This window comes from Legionella sp., assembly GCF_965140895.1.
GTDB lineage: Bacteria > Pseudomonadota > Gammaproteobacteria > Legionellales > Legionellaceae > Legionella.
This window is the reverse complement of the sequence record NZ_CBCSKT010000056.1, coordinates 1-20,438: the sequence shown is the minus strand read 5'-3', so window position 1 is coordinate 20,438 and position 20,438 is coordinate 1. Positions and strand designations below refer to the sequence as shown.

The window sequence follows — 20,438 nt, the reverse complement described above, 5'->3', positions numbered from 1 at the left end:
TGACCAGGGAAATCGGAATTTTGATGGATATTATTAACCTGCGCCATTTACTAGCGGGTTATTAGCCCTGTCTACACTCTTAGCTGCGAAGCCAATAATTCATGAGAAACCCCACCCTCTGGAGCGACATTATAACCCGCCCATATTATCCGCTGCCATTCAGGTAAATTTCCAATATCTTTGGCGAATACATTTATAAGAGAAAGATCATTTATGCCGAAATGAACTCCATTATAAAAACTGCAAGAGACCTCACCAGTTTGAGCTGTATAAAATTTTAAACTTCCTCCTCTTCTATTACATAACGCCATAATTACTTCAGGTTTAAACCATAACCATCCTCCTGAAACAATGAGCTCCATTCCCCCGACTTTAGAACCATCTACATTTATAATGAATAAGCTTGTGTTTGGAACCTTGTCCCCTCTAACTTTCGGACTGGTTTTATTAGGAATAATTACTTCGTTCCGCCAATAATCCCCTGACACATAATAGAGTTTTTTTCCTTCAAAAGATTTTTCCCACGATGAGCTAGAAGTGTTTTCCTCTGTAGGAGCTTCAAAAAGATTTGGAATGTCATCCTCCTCATCAACATCTGTTCGCGTAACATGGAATATTCCCATTTTAGCTCCAAAGCTCCCCCCGCCCTCATGTATTTCCATAATGGAACCTTGCCATTTTTCAGATTCTGTATTCTCAAAAGGAGAATCAATCTGCCATGTAAAAGGAGGAGCTTCAGCGGATATAGCAACTCTATTAAAATATTGCGTAGTATAGAGAGCCATATCTCTAGCACAGAGGTAGTCCCTTAAATAGTAAGATTTAATTTCCAATACAATAGGCTTATTGCCGTCATCTATTCGAATTCTTGCTACCTCAGTATAATCTTCTTTTGGATCAAACCATGAGTTACCCTCTCTCACTATTCCCAATGAAAGAACAAGATCCTGATTTAAATGCCATATCTTAGGTCTTTCATCATGAGAGGGCTGCACAAGCACCAAATGAATACCGTCAAAATTAACTTTATAATCTTTAAATATTTCAGCTGGAATATACTTCTCATCATCAAACCATCCAGCATGTATGTGGCTGATGCCAATATCATTCCAGTCAAGCTTTTTAGCCTCCTCAATTTGTTTATACGGTATTGCAATAGACCCAATTCCCAAGAAATCTTGTTTATAATCTTCGTAACCATACTTTCCATCATTAATTTTATATTCAGCAGCCCTTAATGGTATCCAGACAGTTCCATTAAATTTCTTACGACGAATATCCCGCATTTCAAACCACTCTTTATCCATCATGACCTCTCATTTTAGCAACACAAATAAATCAATACGTGAGACTCGATTAACATCAAATTATTGAATTTAAAATTTATGAGATATTTTATCATGGAAAATTTATCGAATGACCAATATTTAACCAATTCATTTTTTGCTCATATCCTAATGAATTGAATGTTAAGAATATAATTACTTATAAATATTATTTATGGTTGATTGGGATGCTAATGTCTCTTAATTTATAACAGCATTTACAGTCAAAAAAACGCCTGGAAATGAAGTCTATTAAATCATTCATTAGTATAAATGAACATTGGATTATTAAAATTTACTTAGAAGACAAAGAGGGTAATAAATAAGCTATAAAAGAATCCAGCAGAACAAAACTTTGAACCCTGGGGTTTAGGTGGGGTGCAAACGTGTCAGTTCAGGCTTCCCACGATTAACGTGATATAGCACAACGCCGACAACAGAACGCTCTCCATAAAAAGCTTATCGGTTCAAACATTTTGTACTGCTGGCTAAAAGTAAGTATAGCACTTGAATGGAATACTAATAAATTTTATAACTATTTTTATCAACTAAGCACTTGGAATCCCTAGGGACGAAATCGATATTGCTATTCGCATGGGTGAGCTCTAAAAGAGTGACTCCAACGCGATGTGTGTTGCTTCATGGAAATAATATAAACAATCAATAGAGTACACCCTTGTGATGCCTGTCGTGATCTTGGAGCCTCTACAACTTTTAGCTATCAAAGATGCCAATTTTGTTAATTTGATAGAACCCTTTCACCTAGTCCAAAACCTATTGATAGACTATCTCAGATCCCTAACTTTCAAATAATTCTTCTATTGTTTCCTGCATTTCATCCTGACTGGGTTTCGCATAACGAAAAATTTCTTTAATTGAAACATTCCCGCTAAGTTCTTGGGCAAAATGCACCCCATGCTTGTCGGTTACTTTCTTTAAGAACGTATGCCGAAGTTTATGGGGTGTAAATTCAAATCGCTCATTCTCTGGTAATAGTGCTAATACTTGCTTTAAGACACGCTGACATATTCGAAAAATATTCCGTGTATTAATACGATTCCCTACCCTATTAATAAATAAAGGTTCGTCAGGTTCAACAACTCGGCCCTTTAAATAATTATCCAAGTGCTCTCTGGCTTCTTGGGGTAAAGGAATTTTAGTAGTCACCCGTTTGCTTTTATGACGTACTACAGTATGAAGCCCTTTTGAATGATACTGGTGTACATTTAATGAAACCAGCTCAGATTCCCGCAAGCCCGTTCCCAATAATATATAAAAGACAGCTGTTTCCAGTAATGAATTTTGGTTTTTTCGAGTACATATTTTTGCTCGTTGTTCACACGCTGCTTTTAAGCGCATGAGTTGTTTTGAATTTAAGCCATTCCATTCTGGAGCATCAGTCTGTAAATCTTTTACTCCTGATAAGGGATCACCTGCAATCAATAGTCTTTGTTGGTATAGCCATCGTCCTGCATGACGAATAGTCGCCATGGTGCGATTAATAGAAGTCGCCTTGTATGCTTTCCCCGTTTTCTCAGAAATGGTATTACACAATGAGCGTTGAAATTGTTTGCTTACTGCCGGAGTCCAATTGTCCACCTGGTCATGCCCTACTTCTATCTGGAAAAACTTTAAAAATTTTTCCAAATCTTTTTGTTTAGCTTGGACTGTTTTTTCAGGTGCGCCTTTGACATGAACCTGAAAATAAAATGACAACCAGGCAGATAAAGAATTGGTATCAAAATGGACATCTAAAGGATGAAAAACCTTATCTACCCCAAACTTTCTATTTTTGCTATTTTGGTCATCCAGTAAATTCAAGGTACGCTCCATGAGTGTTTTTCTTATTTTACTTCATTTGGGGTAGATAAGGTACGTTATCTACCCCAAACATTATCATATCTGCCCAACACCATAAATACCCTCTGCCCTCTTAAATTGTTCTGGGATAATAACTCAGCTCACTTTATAATAGCGCATCAGGCTATAACCCCGGATTTAATAATGAACATCAGTCAATTAGACGTAGAAGATAAAATAATCGAAATCAGAAACAAACATGTCATTATTGATAGTGATATCGCTCAGTTATATGGCGTAGAAACTAAAAGAATTAACGAAGCCGTAAGCAGAAATCCAGGAAAATTTCCTGAAGGTTATTTGGTTGAACTTACTGAACAAGAAAAACAGGAGGTAGTCGCAAATTGCGACCACCTAACTTCTCTAAAGTTTTCACCCAATTTACCTAAGGCGTTCACTGAAAAAGGCCTTTATATGCTGGCTACTATATTAAAAAGCCCAAAGGCAACGGAAACCACTTTAGCCATTATTGAAACTTTCACCAAGGTAAGAGAAATATCACGCACTATTAAAGCAATACCACAAACACCACAAAATTCACCAAAGTACCAAGAGCTCATGCAAAAAACAGGTGATTTAATTTCAGATCTAGTGGTTCCTGATGACCTCGACACATCTGAAACGGAAGCAAGCATAGAAGTTAATCTTGCTATTGTAAAATTCAAATATTCAGTCAAGAAAAAAAACAAATAAATACTTTATTAAGTATGGATATTTTTAATACAAATTAATTCTTGTTTCTAAGAGGTAATCCCCCCTAAAAATAACTGATGCGAAAAGTAGAATTTTCTCGTAACCTAAGCGGAGGAGATTCTTCATGAAAAAATCGAAATTTACAGACAGCCAAATACTGTCGATACTGAAACAAGCTGAGGGTGGCACCCCAGTATCAGAGCTTTGCCGTGAACACGTCATTAGTGCAGCAACATTTTACAAATGGCGCGCCAAATTTGGTGGAATGGATGCATCGATGATGTCCCGTTTAAAAGAGCTGGAAGCTGAAAATAGTCGTCTTAAAAAGATGTATGCAGAAGAGCGACTTAAAGCTGAAATACTCAAAGAGGCTATCGAAAAAAAGTGGTAACACCGTCGCGCCGAAGAGAATTGGCGAAAAAGGCGGTGACTAATAAGGAAATTTCCATTCGATTGTCGTGTGAGCTGTTTGGTATCAGTGAAACCTGTTATCGATATCAAGCAAAATTAAATGATGAAAATGCAACAATCGCTGATTGGTTGTTACGATTGGCTCAGAACCAGCGTAATTGGGGTTTTGGTTTATGTTTTTTATACCTACGCAATGTGAAAGGATTTGTCTGGAATCACAAACGAGTTTATCGAATCTATCGGGAGTTAGAACTCAACATGCGAATCAAGCCCAAAAAACGGTTAATAAGGGAAAAACCGGAAGCATTGGCTGTGCCAACGGCAATCAACGAATGCTGGTCGATGGACTTTATGCACGATCAATTAGAGGATGGTCGTAGTTATCGGTTATTTAATGTGCTCGATGATTTCAACCGTGAAGGCCTTGCTATTGAGGTAGATTTATCTTTACCGGCAGAGCGAGTTATACGTGCTCTGAATCAAATCATCGAATGGCGTGGCAAGCCCCGACAGATACGCTGTGACAATGGCCCGGAATATATTAGTAAACTGCTGGAACAATGGGCTGATAAAAATCAGATACAGTTGGTTTTTATTCAACCAGGAAATCCACAGCAAAATGCTTATATTGAACGGTATAACCGCACTGTTCGGTATGATTGGTTAAGCCAATATTTATTTGAAAGTATTGCCAAGGTACAACTACATGCGACACAATGGCTATGGACGTACAACAATGAACGACCAAATACTGCTATCGGAGGAATTCCTCCACGGCAAAAATTGGCACTAGTTGCCTAATCCTCTACTTTTAACTTCGGTTAAAAATGGGGGGATTACCGATCTTGGCCACCACTTAGATTTGTCCTGGGATTTTGAATCAACGGTGGATCTAGCAGGATCTAAGCTATATGATCTTATTTTAATCGACGAAGCGTTTGACCAAAAAAGAAATCTGATTGATCACGTTAAAAAAAATTCGCCTATTGGCAAGGGAGCGCCTATTATTTGTTTGTCTTCACACGAAGATTATGATTTAACCGAAAAGAAGAAGGAACTTTTCTTTCGTAAACCCTTTACAAAAAAAGACGTATTAAAAATTATTCAGTTCCTCGAGAATTTAAAAATGAATAATTAAAGATAGAATTATAAATAGAGATTCTTAATTTTTACTAATAATTGATATTATGTGATAAAAAATTGATGTACAGCAATCGCATGTTCTGGAGTTGGAGCTTAAAGGATTACTTATGAATAAAATGATTCTTTCAATGATTATGTTCTTTATAATGAGTAGCATTGTAGGCTGTATGCCAAGATCATTAGCACCAGGTGCTAAAAATATCACTATTATTTATGATCAAAATACTCGGATTTTAACAGGTTGTAAGTTTCTTGGAAAAATATCTGGCAAAGATATACATGGGAAGAAGCTTCAATTCACCTGGGGATTAGAAAAAAATCTAAAAATAGATGATGTGAATTTTCTTAAAAATGAGGGGAAAAAATTAAATGCCAATGTCGTCGTGTTTGAAAAACATCAAACTTTGATTAAAAGATACCAGACATTTGCCCCAAATCGACATACAGACATCAGCATCGACTCCATTGAAGGAAGCGCATATCGATGTCCTTCTCAAATGATGCCATCAATTAAACACTTCAATGCCATAAATTACTCTATTTATGAAAATCCAGTCCTAATCAAAGGCAATTGATAAGATGTTTAAATACCTAAAAAAGGTTTTAATAATGGTCAGATTGAGGATGCAGTCACCTTACCTTTTTGATACATGCCTGCCTCAAAATGCCCTGGGATATTACAAGAAAAGACAATTTCATGACCAGGAGTGGATTTAAATTTCCAAGTCAGTGTTTTAGTTTCACCAGGTTTTAGGGTGATTGTATTACCATCTTCATGGACCATATTTGGCATGGCGCGCATCATCTCTTGGTGTGCCTTTTGCTCCTCTTCATCACTAATCGAAAATTCATGAGTTACTTTTCCTGCATTGGTGATTTCAAAGGTTATGATTTCCCCATCATGTGGCTTTGGTTTTTCTGAAAAACTAAATCGCATAGTATCCAAAGCAATAACTTTAATTACTTTATTTGCTTTTTTTGCCTGTACTGAGATTCCTACTGGACTTATTTTATTACTGGAGTGAGAAAAGGATGAGTTGATACAAATCCCTGACAGGAAACCAGTCAAAATAACCATTCTTAATAGTGAAGTCATCAAATTTAAAGCCCTTTATAATCCTATTTAAATAAGTATTTCATTTCTATTTTAGAAATTTGCTATTAATACACCCCAAATGATGCATCACTATACCAGTTTCCTCCCCAGAATTTTATATACGAAGTTAAATAAAAACACTCCTTAACCTTCGATAATAAGTTGAAGCACCTCTTCTTACAGTAACACTGTAAGACCAAATGTGACTGTATCTTGATTGGCTGATTCCCCCTTAATTAGTTGTATGTTTTTGAAAGCACCGTAATCTTGCTCACGCTCATATTCAACATAAACATTTAGGCCAGGCATCAAGCGATAATAAGGTCTGGCAATGTAGCGCATTTGATTGAGTCCATTACCAATATTGGCTTGAATAACTGTCTTTGAAGCAAGAATGGTACGTACCCCTGCCCTAATAAAAAAATTATTAGTAATTTGCGTATCTCGAGATAATTCCAAATCTAATTTAGCACTACCGTTATAGTAATAACCTCGAAGATTGGTATCGATAAAATAGGGCATTAATCCTTCAATACCAATACCTGGTTGCCAATAGGGTGTGTTTGCAGGTTGATTGGTGTAATTAGCACCTGCTTTAATCGCCCAAAATTGGCTGATTAAATGCCAATAAAAAATATCAATGTCGGCACTTTCGACCCTTCCTTTCAACAGTTCAGCATCATTTACGAACAATTCCAACTTATTATAATCAGGACCATATAAGCCCTTGTAATTAAGGCGTTGTGCATTATGAAATGGATCGGCACCACCATCTATAAATGACGCACGCCACAAGCCTGCGGGATGCACCATAGGATGTTTCACCAAAGAAGAATCAATAGGCATGCTTTCATCCACTCGCACAATGGGACGATTGTAATAAGGAGTTTGTTTTATGATATCTTGCGGTCTCCTTTCTCCTTTTGTAATTTCTATTAAAGTGGAATACTGAAACACTCGCGACATACCGGTCATCATGTGATAAAGAAAATGACAGTGAAAAAACCATTGGCCACTTGCATCGGTGTCCACATCCGCTGTTATTGTAGCTCCTGGCGGCACATCAATAGTATGCAATAAAGGATCGTAGGCGTCATTTCCCTTGCGTAAAATAAACCAATGGCCATGAATGTGCATAGGATGATGCATCATTGACGTGTTGGTAAAAACAAATCGATATCGCTTACCAGGATCTAAACGTATGGGAGCAGCCTTATAGGCAGGAACTCCATTGATAAACCAAATAAATCGATCCATATATCCGAACAATTCCATATTGATTACATGAGCTACCGGGACATTCGGATCATTCGTTCTCACCGCTCCAATCATGGGTTGGTATTTTGTACCTAATGAGGTTTTATAAGAAGAGCTGGGTGGGTCCATTTTATCTCCAATAATGGTAGGCTCCGTGGGCATCTTCATGCTGGAGTCCATTTTCATATTGGAATCCATCTTCATGTTGGAATCCATCTTCATATTGGAATCCATCTTCATATTGGAATCCGTCTTCATATTGGAATCCGTCTTCATGTTGGAGTCCATCTTCATGTTGGAGTCCATCTTCATGTTGGAGTCCATCTTCATGTTGGAGTCCATCTTCATGTTGGAGTCCGTCTTCATGCTGGAATCCATCTTCATATTAGAGTCCATCTTCATGTTGGAGTCCATCTTCATGTTGGAGTCCATCTTCATGTTGGAGTCCGTCTTCATATTGGAGTCCGTCTTCATATTGGAGTCCGTCTTCATATTGGAGTCCGTCTTCATGCTGGAATCCATCTTCATATTAGAGTCCATCTTCATATTAGAGTCCATCTTCATATTAGAGTCCATCTTCATGTTGGAGTCCATCTTCATGTTGGAGTCCATCTTCATGTTGGACATAGAAGATACAGTATTTTGCTCTTTAGCTTGCGATTTCTTTTGATTTGGTTGATAGGTCATTGTGTTCATTTTCATCTTATGAGAATGATCTGCCATTTTTTTCTTAGTTGATGACTTGATTGTTTGGGGTAAGGTGCCTTGATTCATCTTACCCATCATCATGGCCATCATGTCTCGTGTAACAGGCAATGGTTCAGGAAAGGGTTTGACTTTTTGATAATCTACAACGTGTTGCCGAGAAGTAATTAAGGCGCCGTATGCAGCTCCTACAGTGTCTAGGGATTCTGCGTAAATAATATAGGGTGTATTTTTTTGAATTTTAACGAGCACGTCATAGGTTTCACCGGGAGCAATGGTAAAATCTTTAATGGTATAGGGAATCACATCATTACCTTCGGCGTGTACCATCTGCATCACCGAGTCTGGAATTTTCACATGAAAAATGGTACTCCCGCCAGCCCCAATAAAGCGTAACCGTACAACATCCCCTTGGTTTACCAAAGCAGTCCAAGGCTTGAATTTGGGTTGGCCATTGAGTAAAAATGCATCATATGCCACATCACTAATATCATAAATACTCATGCGCATTTGCTGCATCATTTTGTAATCATCAAACAATTTTTTACGCTCATTCGCAGAGCCCTTGTTATAATCATGAATAAATTTCACTAAAGAAGGCTGTAGCGGAAATCGAGGTGAGTAATAATCCCCTTCTTTTTTTAGATTGGATAAAATTTGTTCTGGTTTGGTATTGCTCCAGTCAGAAAGCACCACAACAAAATCTTTAGTGTATTTATATTTAGGCGCTTTAGAGGGATCTATGAGGAAGGCACCATATAGACCTTGTTGTTCTTGTAATTCAGCATGAGCATGATACCAATAAGTACCTGATTGTTTGAGTACAAATTGATAATGAAAAACTCCGCCGGGTGGAATTGCTTTCTGACTTACGTGTTCAACCCCGTCCATTTGCCAAGGTACTAAAACACCATGCCAATGGATTGATGTCGCTTTATCCAAATGATTGGATACATTGATGGTGACCTCATCGCCTTCTTTAAAATGTAATGTAGGAGCAGGAATTTGATTATTTACCGCAATCGCTACTCGAGGTTTTCCAGCAAAGTAAACCGTCTTGTACCCAACAACTAAATCGACGACACGCTTTGCAGAAAATACATTAGTCATCACCAACAAACAGGTGAGAAATACTATTATTTTTTTCACGAAAATCCATTCTCCCTCATTATTGAAGCAATTACATTTACTAAGAAAACTTTAGAAGTACATCTAAGTGTTTTTTATTGGCTTTCCTCATGGTGATGCTGGGTTTCACCTCCTGTACTAGGTAAAGACAAAACACCCAATCCATGACGATATACCAGCTCGCCACCACGCCATGCGGTAGAGAGCAATAATCCCTGGACAACAAGCAGTCCTATTAGAAAAGTGAGGGTTATTGTTTTTTGTTTGTAATAACACCATAAAGACCAAATCGCAACAAGCCACATGGCAACAGCAGTGGACAATGCCCAATTTCGATGATTCTTCATTGCGATGTGTGCCGGTTCATCATGTGTGACTGTATTGTAAGCATAAAGGCCTGCTATGACAGTCAATATTGTAACTAAAGCCGCGCACCATAAACACCAACGACCAACAATTTCAAACTCCACCGTTATTTTATCCGAGACAAGATGCGTCGCTTTAGATAAATACGTAAGTAAATAAAAACCAAACGATGCGGTAAATAAAGCTACGGTAAAATGTACCAAAATCGGATGCCAATTAGGGAGTATTTCGAACATTATAAAGTCCTTTTTATTATTCTCTGGCTCTATATTAACTTATAACAACTTTATTTGTATCTATTGGCTAGAGATCCTAATCTTAAAAAAGAAATAAAACTCATTTAAGCGTATTTATAGTCTTATTTCCTATAATTAATTCATGTTTCATCTTTCATCATGAGCCGATGGTTTTAACTTTTTTCATAACTAACCACAACAGTGGTAATGCTAATAATTGAATAAGAACTGAAAAAGCGACTAAAATTGGAATGGAAATATCGTAAAGGATGCCCATTAAAAAACTTCCTAAAAACCAAAACAATCCAAACCCTGTATTAAAAACGCCATAAGCAGAACCCCGTTTTTCTTTGGGGACCATATTCGCCACAATAGCTCGCATTAACGATTCATGAGCGCCAACACCAGTACTCCATAACGCAACACCGATAAGAGCTTGATAAAAATTTCCTAAAAATACTAGAGGTGCAAAAAGACAGGAAAAAATAGAAACAATGATTAAAATTAAAAAACCTCGTCGATCATAAAAATGGCCAAAAAGCGGCGCTGTCAATGAGTTAAGACCCACCGCTATTGCATAGGAGACAGGAATCCAAATGGGAGATAAAATGGCTGTTTTCTGGAAATGATAAGCAATTAAAGGAAAATCGGCAAAACCAGCAGCGATTAATGATGCTCCTAGAAGATAAATCCAAAAAGATGAATTCATCCCTCGTGTTTCTATGCTGTCTTGCTGTACTTCTAATTCATGTGGACGTGGATAAAGCCATCGTGCAAACACTAGTATCGTTAATGCGAGCAATGCGGGAATCAAAAGGATTGCAAAACTTTCTTGATAACCCCCTTTAAAATACAATACGGCAGCAACAATCAAAGGCCCTAACATCGCTCCGATTTGATCAATAGCTTCATGCAAACCAAATACCCATCCCATCCCCATTTTTTGTCCAGCATGAGATAGCATGGCATCACGAGCAGGGATGCGAATTGCTCTTCCTGCGCGCTCAGCAATGATTAGGGAGGCTGCAACCCACCAATGCCCTGCTAAAGCTAACAGAGGAACAGCCAATAAATTGCAAGCGTAACCAAAAATTGTAATTGCCCAATACCTACCGGTTCTATCGGCAAGATAACCTGAAACAATGCGCAGCGCATAGCCAACAAACTCACCAAAACCTGCAACGAATCCTACTATAGCAGCGTTGGCACCTAATAATGCTAAATAAGGGCCTGTGATACTGCGAGCTCCCTCATAGGTCATATCAGCAAATAGACTGACAACGCCCAGAAGAATAACGAATTTTAATGCTATAGATTTTGATATATCTTTTTTTGATAATGAGGACATGTTTTACTCAGCAGTAAAAGATTAATTAGAAAATATCCTACCCCATAAATTATATAGTCAGGTCAAAATCGAGCGTTTTTATTTTGAGCTGTGGTGTCTCAAGAAACCGTCCGATAAAATACTCAAAATCATTGACTGTTAGAAACTACAGCAGCAAGGGTAATACCCATTTATTAAATTGAGTTTCTGTCAAGTAGGCTGACCTTGTTTAGTTCCTCTAAAGGACGGCTCGTGTGACTTTCTTGGTACTCCGCTCAAGCTTTTTTAAGGCCAACATCGGTTGACCAGCTATATTATGCTAACTCTTACCTATCAGTGCTATATAAGATAAGTTCCTCTCCAAAAAATTAGTACAATAAATTTAGGCTACAAAAAAATTTATCTCTTAAAGCGTCCATCAATATGCAAAAAGGTAGTATGTGAATACTATAATTTATTTATCTTCAAAGGGAATCTAAATGTTGCACTTACGAATCATTTCTCCAACATTTGCCGCTTTTGGTGCCGCAGTATTTTTTGGTGGCAGCACGCCTTTTGCCAAACAACTTGTTGGGCAAATATCTCCTTTGCTACTTGCTGGATTGTTGTATGCTGGTAGTGGGATAGGATTAATTTTAATTCGCTTAATTAAAGACCGCGGTTGGCAGCATTCGGGATTAGTACAAAGCGATTGGACTTGGCTCTTTGGTGCTATTGGTTTTGGCGGAATTTTAGGACCTATATTATTAATGTTCGGCTTACAACAAACAAGTGCTGCAACAACGTCCTTATTGTTAAATCTAGAAGCAGTACTCACTGCCGTATTAGCATGGATTGTTTTTAAAGAAAATACGGCGCATCGAATTGTGTTTGGTATGTTATTGATTGTTGCAGGAGGCATCTTATTGTCCTGGCCCCAAGGTCAAACACGTGATCAAAATCTACTGGGTCCAGTTGCCATCGCGGGTGCTTGCCTATGTTGGGCTATTGACAATAATTTAACTCGCAAAGTGTCCACTGGTGACCCTTTTTTCATTGCAGGAAGCAAGGGTCTTGTTTCAGGCATGGTTAGTATAAGTCTTGCTCTTTGCTTTGGATTAGCATTTCCTCCGTGGTTGACAACAGGATATGCACTATTGGTTGGATTTATTGGTTATGGGGCAAGCCTTGTTTTATTTGTTCTCGCTTTACGGGGCTTAGGAACAGCAAGAACAGGCGCGTATTTTTCGACAGCACCTTTTATAGGTGCCTCAATTGCAATTTTATTTTTTCATGAAACAACTTCTATATCATTTTGGATTGCATCTTTATTAATGGGGATGGGTGTCTGGCTGCATCTCACAGAGCATCATGAGCATGAACATGCTCATGAATTACTTGAGCACAGCCATGGGCATATTCATGATGAACACCACCAACATACCCATGATTTTCCATGGGATGGCAAGGAGCCACATACTCATCATCACTATCATAAAACGATAAAGCATTCACATCCTCATTATCCGGATGTTCATCATCGACATGATCATAAATAAGTATATTTCAATGTAAATTTTGTGCTTGAATTGATGTAGAGGATCACTTTCTATTTGGTTTGTTAGGCGCAGTCATTATTTTATTGCTGTCAGTTGGAGTTTATGACAATCATTCGTTTTATCTTTCCTAATCCAATAAAACTCAAGAAATTAACCCATTTTCGCTGTCATTCATTAAATTATTTTTCTTGGAAATTCGACGTTCTTGCCACAACAAATAAACTGCGGGAATCACAATTAAGGTCAGCACCGTAGCACTAACCATTCCTCCAACCATTGGTGTAGCAATGCGTCGCATGACCTCTGAGCCTGTTCCTCCAAACATCATAATTGGCAGCAAACCACCAATAATAGCAGCAACGGTCATAAGCTTTGGTCGCAAACGAAGCAATGCCCCTTCTATCACTGCCAAGTGTAAGTCTTCTTGAGTCAGTTGTCGCTTTTCTTGTTGCGCCAATGCCTCTCGACGTTCAAGTGCATGATTAAGAAACACCAACATGACTACTCCAGTTTCGGCAGCCACACCTGCGAGCGCAATAAACCCTACCCCTACAGCAACCGATAAGTGATAGCCTAATACATACAAGAGCCAGATACCTCCGATTAGAGCAAACGGCAAGGTGGCTAAAATAATAACTACTTCTGCCATGCGCCTAAAGTTTAAATAAAGTAAAAAAGCAATGATAAAAAGAGTAATAGGAGCAACGACTTTTAAGCGCTCTTTGGCACGTTCTAAATATTCATATTGCCCTGACCAGGATAATGAATAACCTGCGGGTAATTTGAGTTTTTTACTAAGTACTTCTTGTGCTTCATTAACATAAGACGCTAAATCACGCCCGGTGATATCCACATAAATCCAACCGTTAAGCCGAGCATTCTCACTGCGAATCATGTCAGGACCTTCGGTAATATCAATACGGGCAATTTCACTCAAAGGAATCGTAGCCCCTGTTGCAGTCACAATGGGAAGCATCCTCAATCGCTGCAGTGAGTCGCGAATCTCGCGTGGATAGCGCAAATTAACAGGATAACGCTCACGCCCCTCTACCGTTTGAGTCACATTTTGCCCACCGATTGCCGTTTCAATCAGCTCCTGGATAGTCCCAATCGACAAACCATAGCGAGCGGCTTTAAGTCGATTAATATCAATGGTCACGTAACGACTGGAAGCCACACGCTCTGCATAAACTGAGGCCGTACCTGGGATTTGTTTTAATATCGTTTCAATTTCTTGACCAATTGATTGAATGGTTTTTAAATCGGGGCCAGCGACCTTAATACCAACCGGTGTTTTAATGCCGGTAGCTAACATGTCAATGCGTGTACGAATGGGCATCACCCAGGCATTGGATAAACCGGGTAATTTGACCCGTAAAGCGAGCTCTTCACGAATTTTCTCCAGGGTCATGCCAGGACGCCATTCACTCTGTGGCTTAAATTGAATCGTGGTTTCCACCATAGACAATGGCGCGGGATCGGTTGCTGTTTCGGCTCTGCCTATTTTGCCAAAGACTGTATCGACTTCAGGGACCGTGCGAATCAATTTATCTGTCTGTTGTAAAATGCGCTGCGCTTCCCCAATAGATACCCCTGGAAAAGTGGTGGGCATATAGAGTAAATCTCCTTCATCTAAATCAGGCATAAATTCACCACCCAGCCGAGTTATTGGCCAAAACCCTATGAGCAAGATGACACATGCCAAGAGCAAGATAGTTTTTGGTCTTTTTAATAACACATCAATCGCTGGACGGTATATCGCTCTCAATGCGCGATTAAGGGGATTTTCTTCTTCAGGCCTTATTTTACCGCGAATCAAATAGCCCATGAGCACGGGTACCAAGGTGATGGCAAGCACAGCTGAGGCCGCCATCGCATAGGTTTTGGTGTAGGCTAAGGGAGAAAATAATCGCCCCTCTTGAGCTTGCAGCGTAAAAATCGGTAAAAAACTAAAGGTGATAATCAATAGCGAGAAAAATAAAGGCGGTCCCACTTCAAGAGCTGCTTGCTGGATAATAGGCCAACGGTTTTTAGAAGAGTCCGGTTCTTTTTCAAGATGCTTATGCGCATTCTCAATCATGACAATCGCCGCATCTACCATAGCACCTATGGCAATGGCAATGCCTCCTAATGACATGATGTTGGCATTAATACCTTGCTCATACATGACCATGAGGGCAATAAGAATCCCCAAAGGCAAACTAATGATAATAATGAGGGCTGAGCGAAAATGAAATAAAAACACAATACAAATTAAGGAAACCACAATAAACTCTTCAATTAATTTATCGCGAAGTGTATGGATTGCTCGCAGGATTAAGCTTGAACGATCATAGGTGGTAATAAGTTCCACGCCTTTTGGCAAACTCGATTTCAATTGAGCTAATTTGTTTTTGACATTAGCAATCGTTTCCATGGCATTTTGTCCATGACGCATCACAATAATGCCACCAACTACTTCACCTTCCCCATTTAATTCCGTGAGTCCGCGACGCATTTGTGGGCCTAATTGCACATAAGCAATGTCTTTTAATAAAATAGGAACTCCATTTTTCCCCAATTCAACGGGTGTCTGCTCCATATCTTGAATGGACTTCATATATCCTTTAGCACGCACCATGTATTCTGCTTCTCCCATTTCAATGGAAGAACCCCCGGCTTCCCTATTGCCGTTCTGAATGGCTGATTTAACTTGCTCCAAAGTCAAGCCATAAGCACGCAGCCGATTGGGATCTAAAATAATTTGATATTGTTTGACCATTCCTCCAGCTGTTGCCACTTCGGCAACCCCAGGTACTTTTTGCAGCTCGTATTTAAGAAACCAATTTTGTAAACTGGTTAATTGCGCCAAATCATGAAGTCCAGTCTTATCCACTAAAGCATATTCATACACCCAGCCCACCCCAGTAGCATCAGGACCCAATGCCACTTGTGCACCACTTGGAAGACGATTGGTAATTTGACTTAAATATTCCAACACGCGCGAACGAGCCCAATAGAGATCGGTACCGTCTTTGAAAATGATGTACACATAAGCCACCCCAAAACCCGATTCGCCTCGAACCGTTACGGCTCCTGGAACCGCTAACATGGCAGTTGTAAGCGGGTAAGTCACCTGATCTTCCACGACTTCAGGCGCCTGTCCTGGGTAATCTACTTTAATAATAACCTGCACATCGGATAAATCAGGAATCGCATCCACTGCGGTATTGCTTAGAAAATAGGGCGCTGACAACAAAATAAGTGCTGTAGCTAATAAAATTAAAAAACGATTTTGTAATGACCAGCGAATGATTGCAGGAATCATTTGTCTTTGTCCTTTTTCATCTCGATAATGACAAACTGGTCATTTTCTTTTTTTAAAAAGAATTCAATCGCATCGCCCACTTTAAACTCACTCATCGGAATGGTTTTAACCACTAAAAAATCCATGGTCATAGCAGGCCAATTTAACTTTGGGATGGCATCATGTTGTAGGGTTATCACGTGGGTCTTTGCATTGATAGATTTGATGATGCCTCGACCCACGATCGCTGGGGTTTGCGAAGGTGATTGCTGATTAGTAGATTTTTGAGAAGATTCAAGATGTTCCAATCCGACTTTCAAATTACTTTCTGAATCAATCAGAAACTGCCCTGAGGTCACCACGTTCTCACCTACTTTGAGTCCTGAAAGAATTTCGATGCGCTCGCCTGACTCGATTCCTGTGGTTACTGACCGCACCTGAAAACCACTGTTCCCTAAAGAGACAACAACTCGCGCGCCTTCACTACTTCGAATGAGTGCTTCGAGTGGAATACTAAGAACATCTTGTTTTAATTCTGCTACTAAACTGATGCTAGCATACATATTAGGCTTTAAAAGACCCTCGGGATTGTCAAACAAAAACCGCACCTTCAAAGTTCGCGTTTTAAGATCGACTTCAGGATAAATGTAATCGACCTCTCCTTTCCAAAACTTACCCGGAAATGCCGTTAATTGGGCTTGAGCTTTTTCTCCTGTTTTAACCCAATTGGCCTCTTCCTCAAACACCTCGGCAATCATCCAAACGTTGGATAAATCAACAATACTCATCATTTCTGTCTCTGGAGTCACATACATTCCTTCTCGCACATTAAGCATGATCACCACACCACCTTGATGTGGGTAAATATCAATCAAATGACTTGAATGACGTGTTTTTTTTAATTGTGCAATTTGCTGTTCTGGAATATGAAATGTTTGTAGTTTTTGGTAAGACGCATTAATTAATGTTTGATTCTTGCTGTCAAGAGCAATTAAATATTCTTCCTGAGCATTCACTAATGTTGGCGAATACAATTGCAACACAACTTGCCCTTTTTTAACCACATCCCCCACCGCTTTCACCAATAGTTTTTTCACCCAACCATTTGCATAAGTATGGATGTGACTGATGTTATTTTCGTTAGGAACCACATAGCCTACTGTTTCAATTTGTCGTGCTAAAGAGCCTTTAATCACCGGGGCTGTTCGAACACCTAAGTTATTGATTAGAGAGGGTGAAATCTGAATCGTTGAGGCCCCTTGCTCTTGGGTGTCTTCTGCATAAACCGGAGATAGCTCCATTCCCATGCGTGATTTACCAGGTTTTGAATAGTGGATGGTCGGCTCCATGGAATCAATCCAATAAATCGGTTTTTTTTCCGTAGTGGTTGTGCTGGCTCCTTTATTTATTATGGCTAAAGGGCTTACGTAATAGCCTATTATTACCCCAAGAAGTAGGGCAAAACCCGTTATGAATAAAGAATATTTCTTCATTGAACCCTACCTTCTAAATACAGGAGCATTGCGCGGGATTTAGCACGCTCCACGTGTAGTTGTATCGATTCCAACTGAATAGTTAGTTCATTACTATAAGCTCTTAATACATTGTTTAAATCAGCACTGATATTTTGATAAGCGATTAAAGAGGCTTTTGCATTTTGCCGAGATTCTGGAATCAGCTGCCTTTTGTACACTGCTTCCCGAGCCCCTAAACGATTCCAAACGGCATATTGCGTGTTGAGTATTTGTAATAAATCACGATAATGGATTTGCTGATCAAAGGTTGCAGCAGCCAATCGGCTATAAGCTGCTCGCATTTGCCTGTCTTGTCGATTGGCTGGAAAGAAGGGTAAATCAACTATGACTTGTGCACCAACAAAATCAGAACGCGGCATTCCATCCGGCATACGTCCTTGACGCTTAGCGTAACCCACATTTAACAACCATCCCGGTTTATATTGCTCTGCCGCAAAAGCCACCTCACTGTGAGCCGCAGCGATTGCAGCAGCATCGATATTTAATAGAGGATGTTGTGGTAGACATCCTTGTATTCGCTTAAGAGAAGGTAAAGGCCATGAGGGGATGGAAAGTGCTAAGGGACGATAGGCCTCTCTTCCAACCCATCGTTCTAATTGAGCGCGCAAGACACGGATTTGTTGCTGAATTTGAATCTCTTGATCATTAAACTTTGAAACTTCCAACTGCACTTGCAAAACATCGGATTGATTTGTTTTACCCGTTTGATATTGTGAAGCGGTCACTTTAAATAAATTTTTATACACTAAACGATTGGCTTGTAAAATACGCAGCGCTTCGGTCCAGTAATAAAGTTCTAACCAAGTTTCTCGTACATTGCGAATTAACGTTAAGGCTTTTTCATGCGCTTTTCTATGCTCCGCAAGTGCTAGCGCCCGGCTTTGTTTTGATTTCATGGATAAGGAACGACCACGAGCAAACGTTTGTTGCAATCCTACTTGCTCCATCGTCATCTCATCTTGGGTAAAACTAAAAGAATTAGTCGGTACATTAGTAACTCCAACGACCAATTGCGGATCAGTTAATTGACCCTCAGCAATAGCTTGTTGTTGTAATGCCGCACTCGCTGCTTGAAAGCGGTGTAATTCAGGCGAAGTAGCAAGAGCTAACGATTCTGCTTCAGATAAAGTAAGCTTTTTTTCCTTGTTTATGGCCAATGAAGGAAAACTTATGGTCACAAAGATTATTAGAATAACCCATCGAATGGGGCAATGTTGTTTCATATGATATAGTCCATTCCATGTACTCTAATGGATGAATAAATTATGAGTCATCTCAATAGTAATTATTGATTCTAACACCATAAATTCTTTCATAACCACTAAATCCATAAACATTTAGTTTCTTGTTATTATGGGCTATAAAGCGGCTAAGAAAATATCAAAAATCGCTAGCTAATTAAATCTTTATTAGATTAATTAAATAGTCTCCCTATATTGTGTTTATGATTCCGTTACACTTCTAATAGCCATTTAATAGTCAATATTATTAACCCTACGGCATAGATAAAGTGTCTTTTCGCATTCTATTTGCAAGGTCGTATGGGAAATTTTAAATTGGTTTAATAATAATAACTGAACTTCATCCCTGACCACTTCTTCCTTAAAACGAGAATCAATGACAAGGTGAGCTGTTAAGCTACTCTTATCGGAAGTAATAGCCCAAATATGTAAATCATGTACGTCTAAAATACCTTTTATAGACATTATTCGAGACTTAATTTGGTTAAAATCAATTCCTGCGGGTACGCCTTCTAAGAGGATGTTGATAGTCTCTTTTAAAAGTATCCACGTGCGGGGCAATACCCACAATCCAATTAAAACTGCGATAGCAGAGTCCACCCAGCTCCAATCTGTGAAGCGAATCAAAAGCGCTGCAATAATCACCCCTATAGAGCCTAACATATCACTCCAGACCTCAAGATAAGCACTTTTTAAATTTAAATTTTTATCTTGGTCACGGGATAATAAATACATAGATGCTAAATTAATAAGCAGACCGAGACTGGCAATAATTAACATACCGGTGGAATAAATTTCAGGAGGTTGTTTTAACCGTTGATATGCCTCATATATAATATAAAGCGCTACTACAAAAAGAAGAGCGGCATTAAATGCAGCAGCTAGAATTTCAAATCGATAGTAACCAAAGGTACGGCGTGCATCAGCCGGTCGTTTACTTACACGGATAGCAATTAGTGCAATAATTAACGCAGTAACATCGGTTAACATATGCGCAGCATCGGAGATTAATGCAAGGCTGCCGGTTAAAATACCGCCGATTACCTCAGCAATCAAAAAACCACCTGTTAATGAAAGCGCCCACCAAAGTGATTGTTCTCTCGAAACTCCTTGAACATTGGGTTTAATCTTTTTGTTCATAATGTCTTCCTAACAATGATGTGTCACATCACTCCCGATGCATCTAACAATTAGCACTTAAAGGCACTTGGCACACCCTTTATAACATTCTAAATGAAACCCCATGTAAAAAAATGGCTGCAAACATTAGAAAAATAAAGAGAACAATAAT

Annotated in this window: 15 protein-coding genes; 5 read left to right on the top strand and 10 right to left on the bottom strand. The window is 39.1% G+C overall.

Annotation, left to right across the window (positions count from 1 at the left end; genetic code table 11):
- Positions 1-71: 71 nt before the first annotated feature.
- Positions 72-1,310 (bottom strand): hypothetical protein, encoded by a 1,239-nt coding sequence (locus tag ACQY7T_RS07030; protein ID WP_428412239.1) that lies wholly within the window; start codon positions 1,308-1,310, stop codon positions 72-74.
- A gap of 813 nt (positions 1,311-2,123) precedes the next feature.
- Positions 2,124-3,158, bottom strand: coding sequence for a tyrosine-type recombinase/integrase (locus tag ACQY7T_RS07025; protein WP_428412238.1), 1,035 nt, complete (start codon positions 3,156-3,158; stop codon positions 2,124-2,126).
- 171 nt (positions 3,159-3,329) lie between these two features.
- On the opposite strand from ACQY7T_RS07025, the gene ACQY7T_RS07020 reads away from it, so the two are divergent.
- The 4 genes from ACQY7T_RS07020 (at position 3,330) to ACQY7T_RS07005 (ending at position 6,007) form a co-directional block, all read left to right on the top strand.
- A complete protein-coding gene (locus ACQY7T_RS07020; RefSeq protein WP_045097844.1) occupies positions 3,330-3,878 on the top strand; it encodes an ORF6N domain-containing protein in 549 nt (182 codons plus the stop codon).
- Positions 3,879-4,002: 124 nt separating this feature from the next.
- A protein-coding gene (locus ACQY7T_RS07015; protein WP_157010461.1) for an IS3 family transposase occupies positions 4,003-5,090 on the top strand; the annotation gives its coding sequence in 2 pieces (ribosomal slippage) (positions 4,003-4,264 and positions 4,264-5,090; 1,089 coding nt in all).
- The gene (locus tag ACQY7T_RS07010; RefSeq protein WP_045097846.1) at positions 5,083-5,427 is read left to right on the top strand and encodes a hypothetical protein; all 345 of its coding nucleotides are present in this window, start codon (positions 5,083-5,085) and stop codon (positions 5,425-5,427) included. The genes ACQY7T_RS07015 and ACQY7T_RS07010 overlap by 8 nt, the downstream gene beginning before the upstream one ends.
- Positions 5,428-5,539: 112 nt before the next feature.
- Positions 5,540-6,007 carry a DUF4156 domain-containing protein gene (locus tag ACQY7T_RS07005; protein ID WP_052674072.1) on the top strand — a complete coding sequence of 156 codons (468 nt, stop codon included), beginning with the start codon at positions 5,540-5,542 and terminating at the stop codon, positions 6,005-6,007.
- Positions 6,008-6,045: 38 nt separating this feature from the next.
- Here ACQY7T_RS07005 and ACQY7T_RS07000 read toward each other — a convergent pair whose 3' ends face one another.
- The 4 genes from ACQY7T_RS07000 to ACQY7T_RS06985 form a co-directional block, all read right to left on the bottom strand.
- The gene (locus ACQY7T_RS07000) at positions 6,046-6,528 is read right to left on the bottom strand and encodes a cupredoxin domain-containing protein (protein ID WP_428412237.1); all 483 of its coding nucleotides are present in this window, start codon (positions 6,526-6,528) and stop codon (positions 6,046-6,048) included.
- Between the two features lie 177 nt (positions 6,529-6,705).
- Complete coding sequence (locus tag ACQY7T_RS06995; protein ID WP_428412241.1) at positions 6,706-9,600, bottom strand: multicopper oxidase domain-containing protein; 2,895 nt, start codon at positions 9,598-9,600, stop codon at positions 6,706-6,708.
- A gap of 113 nt (positions 9,601-9,713) precedes the next feature.
- On the bottom strand, positions 9,714-10,220 hold the full coding sequence (locus ACQY7T_RS06990) for a DUF2231 domain-containing protein (protein ID WP_045097851.1): 507 nt from the start codon (positions 10,218-10,220) through the stop codon (positions 9,714-9,716).
- Positions 10,221-10,377: 157 nt separating this feature from the next.
- On the bottom strand, positions 10,378-11,568 hold the full coding sequence (locus tag ACQY7T_RS06985; protein WP_045097852.1) for an MFS transporter: 1,191 nt from the start codon (positions 11,566-11,568) through the stop codon (positions 10,378-10,380).
- Between the two features lie 458 nt (positions 11,569-12,026).
- On the opposite strand from ACQY7T_RS06985, the gene ACQY7T_RS06980 reads away from it, so the two are divergent.
- Positions 12,027-13,085 (top strand): DMT family transporter, encoded by a 1,059-nt coding sequence (locus ACQY7T_RS06980; RefSeq protein ID WP_045097853.1) that lies wholly within the window; start codon positions 12,027-12,029, stop codon positions 13,083-13,085.
- Positions 13,086-13,227: 142 nt separating this feature from the next.
- Here ACQY7T_RS06980 and ACQY7T_RS06975 read toward each other — a convergent pair whose 3' ends face one another.
- The 4 genes from ACQY7T_RS06975 to ACQY7T_RS06960 all read right to left on the bottom strand — a co-directional run bounded on the left by ACQY7T_RS06975 (position 13,228) and on the right by ACQY7T_RS06960 (position 20,287).
- Positions 13,228-16,392, bottom strand: coding sequence for an efflux RND transporter permease subunit (locus tag ACQY7T_RS06975; protein WP_428412236.1), 3,165 nt, complete (start codon positions 16,390-16,392; stop codon positions 13,228-13,230).
- Positions 16,389-17,864 (bottom strand): efflux RND transporter periplasmic adaptor subunit, encoded by a 1,476-nt coding sequence (locus tag ACQY7T_RS06970; RefSeq protein WP_428412234.1) that lies wholly within the window; start codon positions 17,862-17,864, stop codon positions 16,389-16,391. The genes ACQY7T_RS06975 and ACQY7T_RS06970 overlap by 4 nt, the downstream gene beginning before the upstream one ends.
- On the bottom strand, positions 17,861-19,129 hold the full coding sequence (locus ACQY7T_RS06965) for a TolC family protein (protein WP_428412233.1): 1,269 nt from the start codon (positions 19,127-19,129) through the stop codon (positions 17,861-17,863). The genes ACQY7T_RS06970 and ACQY7T_RS06965 overlap by 4 nt, the downstream gene beginning before the upstream one ends.
- 249 nt (positions 19,130-19,378) lie before the next feature.
- Positions 19,379-20,287 carry a cation diffusion facilitator family transporter gene (locus tag ACQY7T_RS06960; protein ID WP_428412232.1) on the bottom strand — a complete coding sequence of 303 codons (909 nt, stop codon included), beginning with the start codon at positions 20,285-20,287 and terminating at the stop codon, positions 19,379-19,381.
- Between the last annotated feature and the right edge of the window lie 151 nt (positions 20,288-20,438).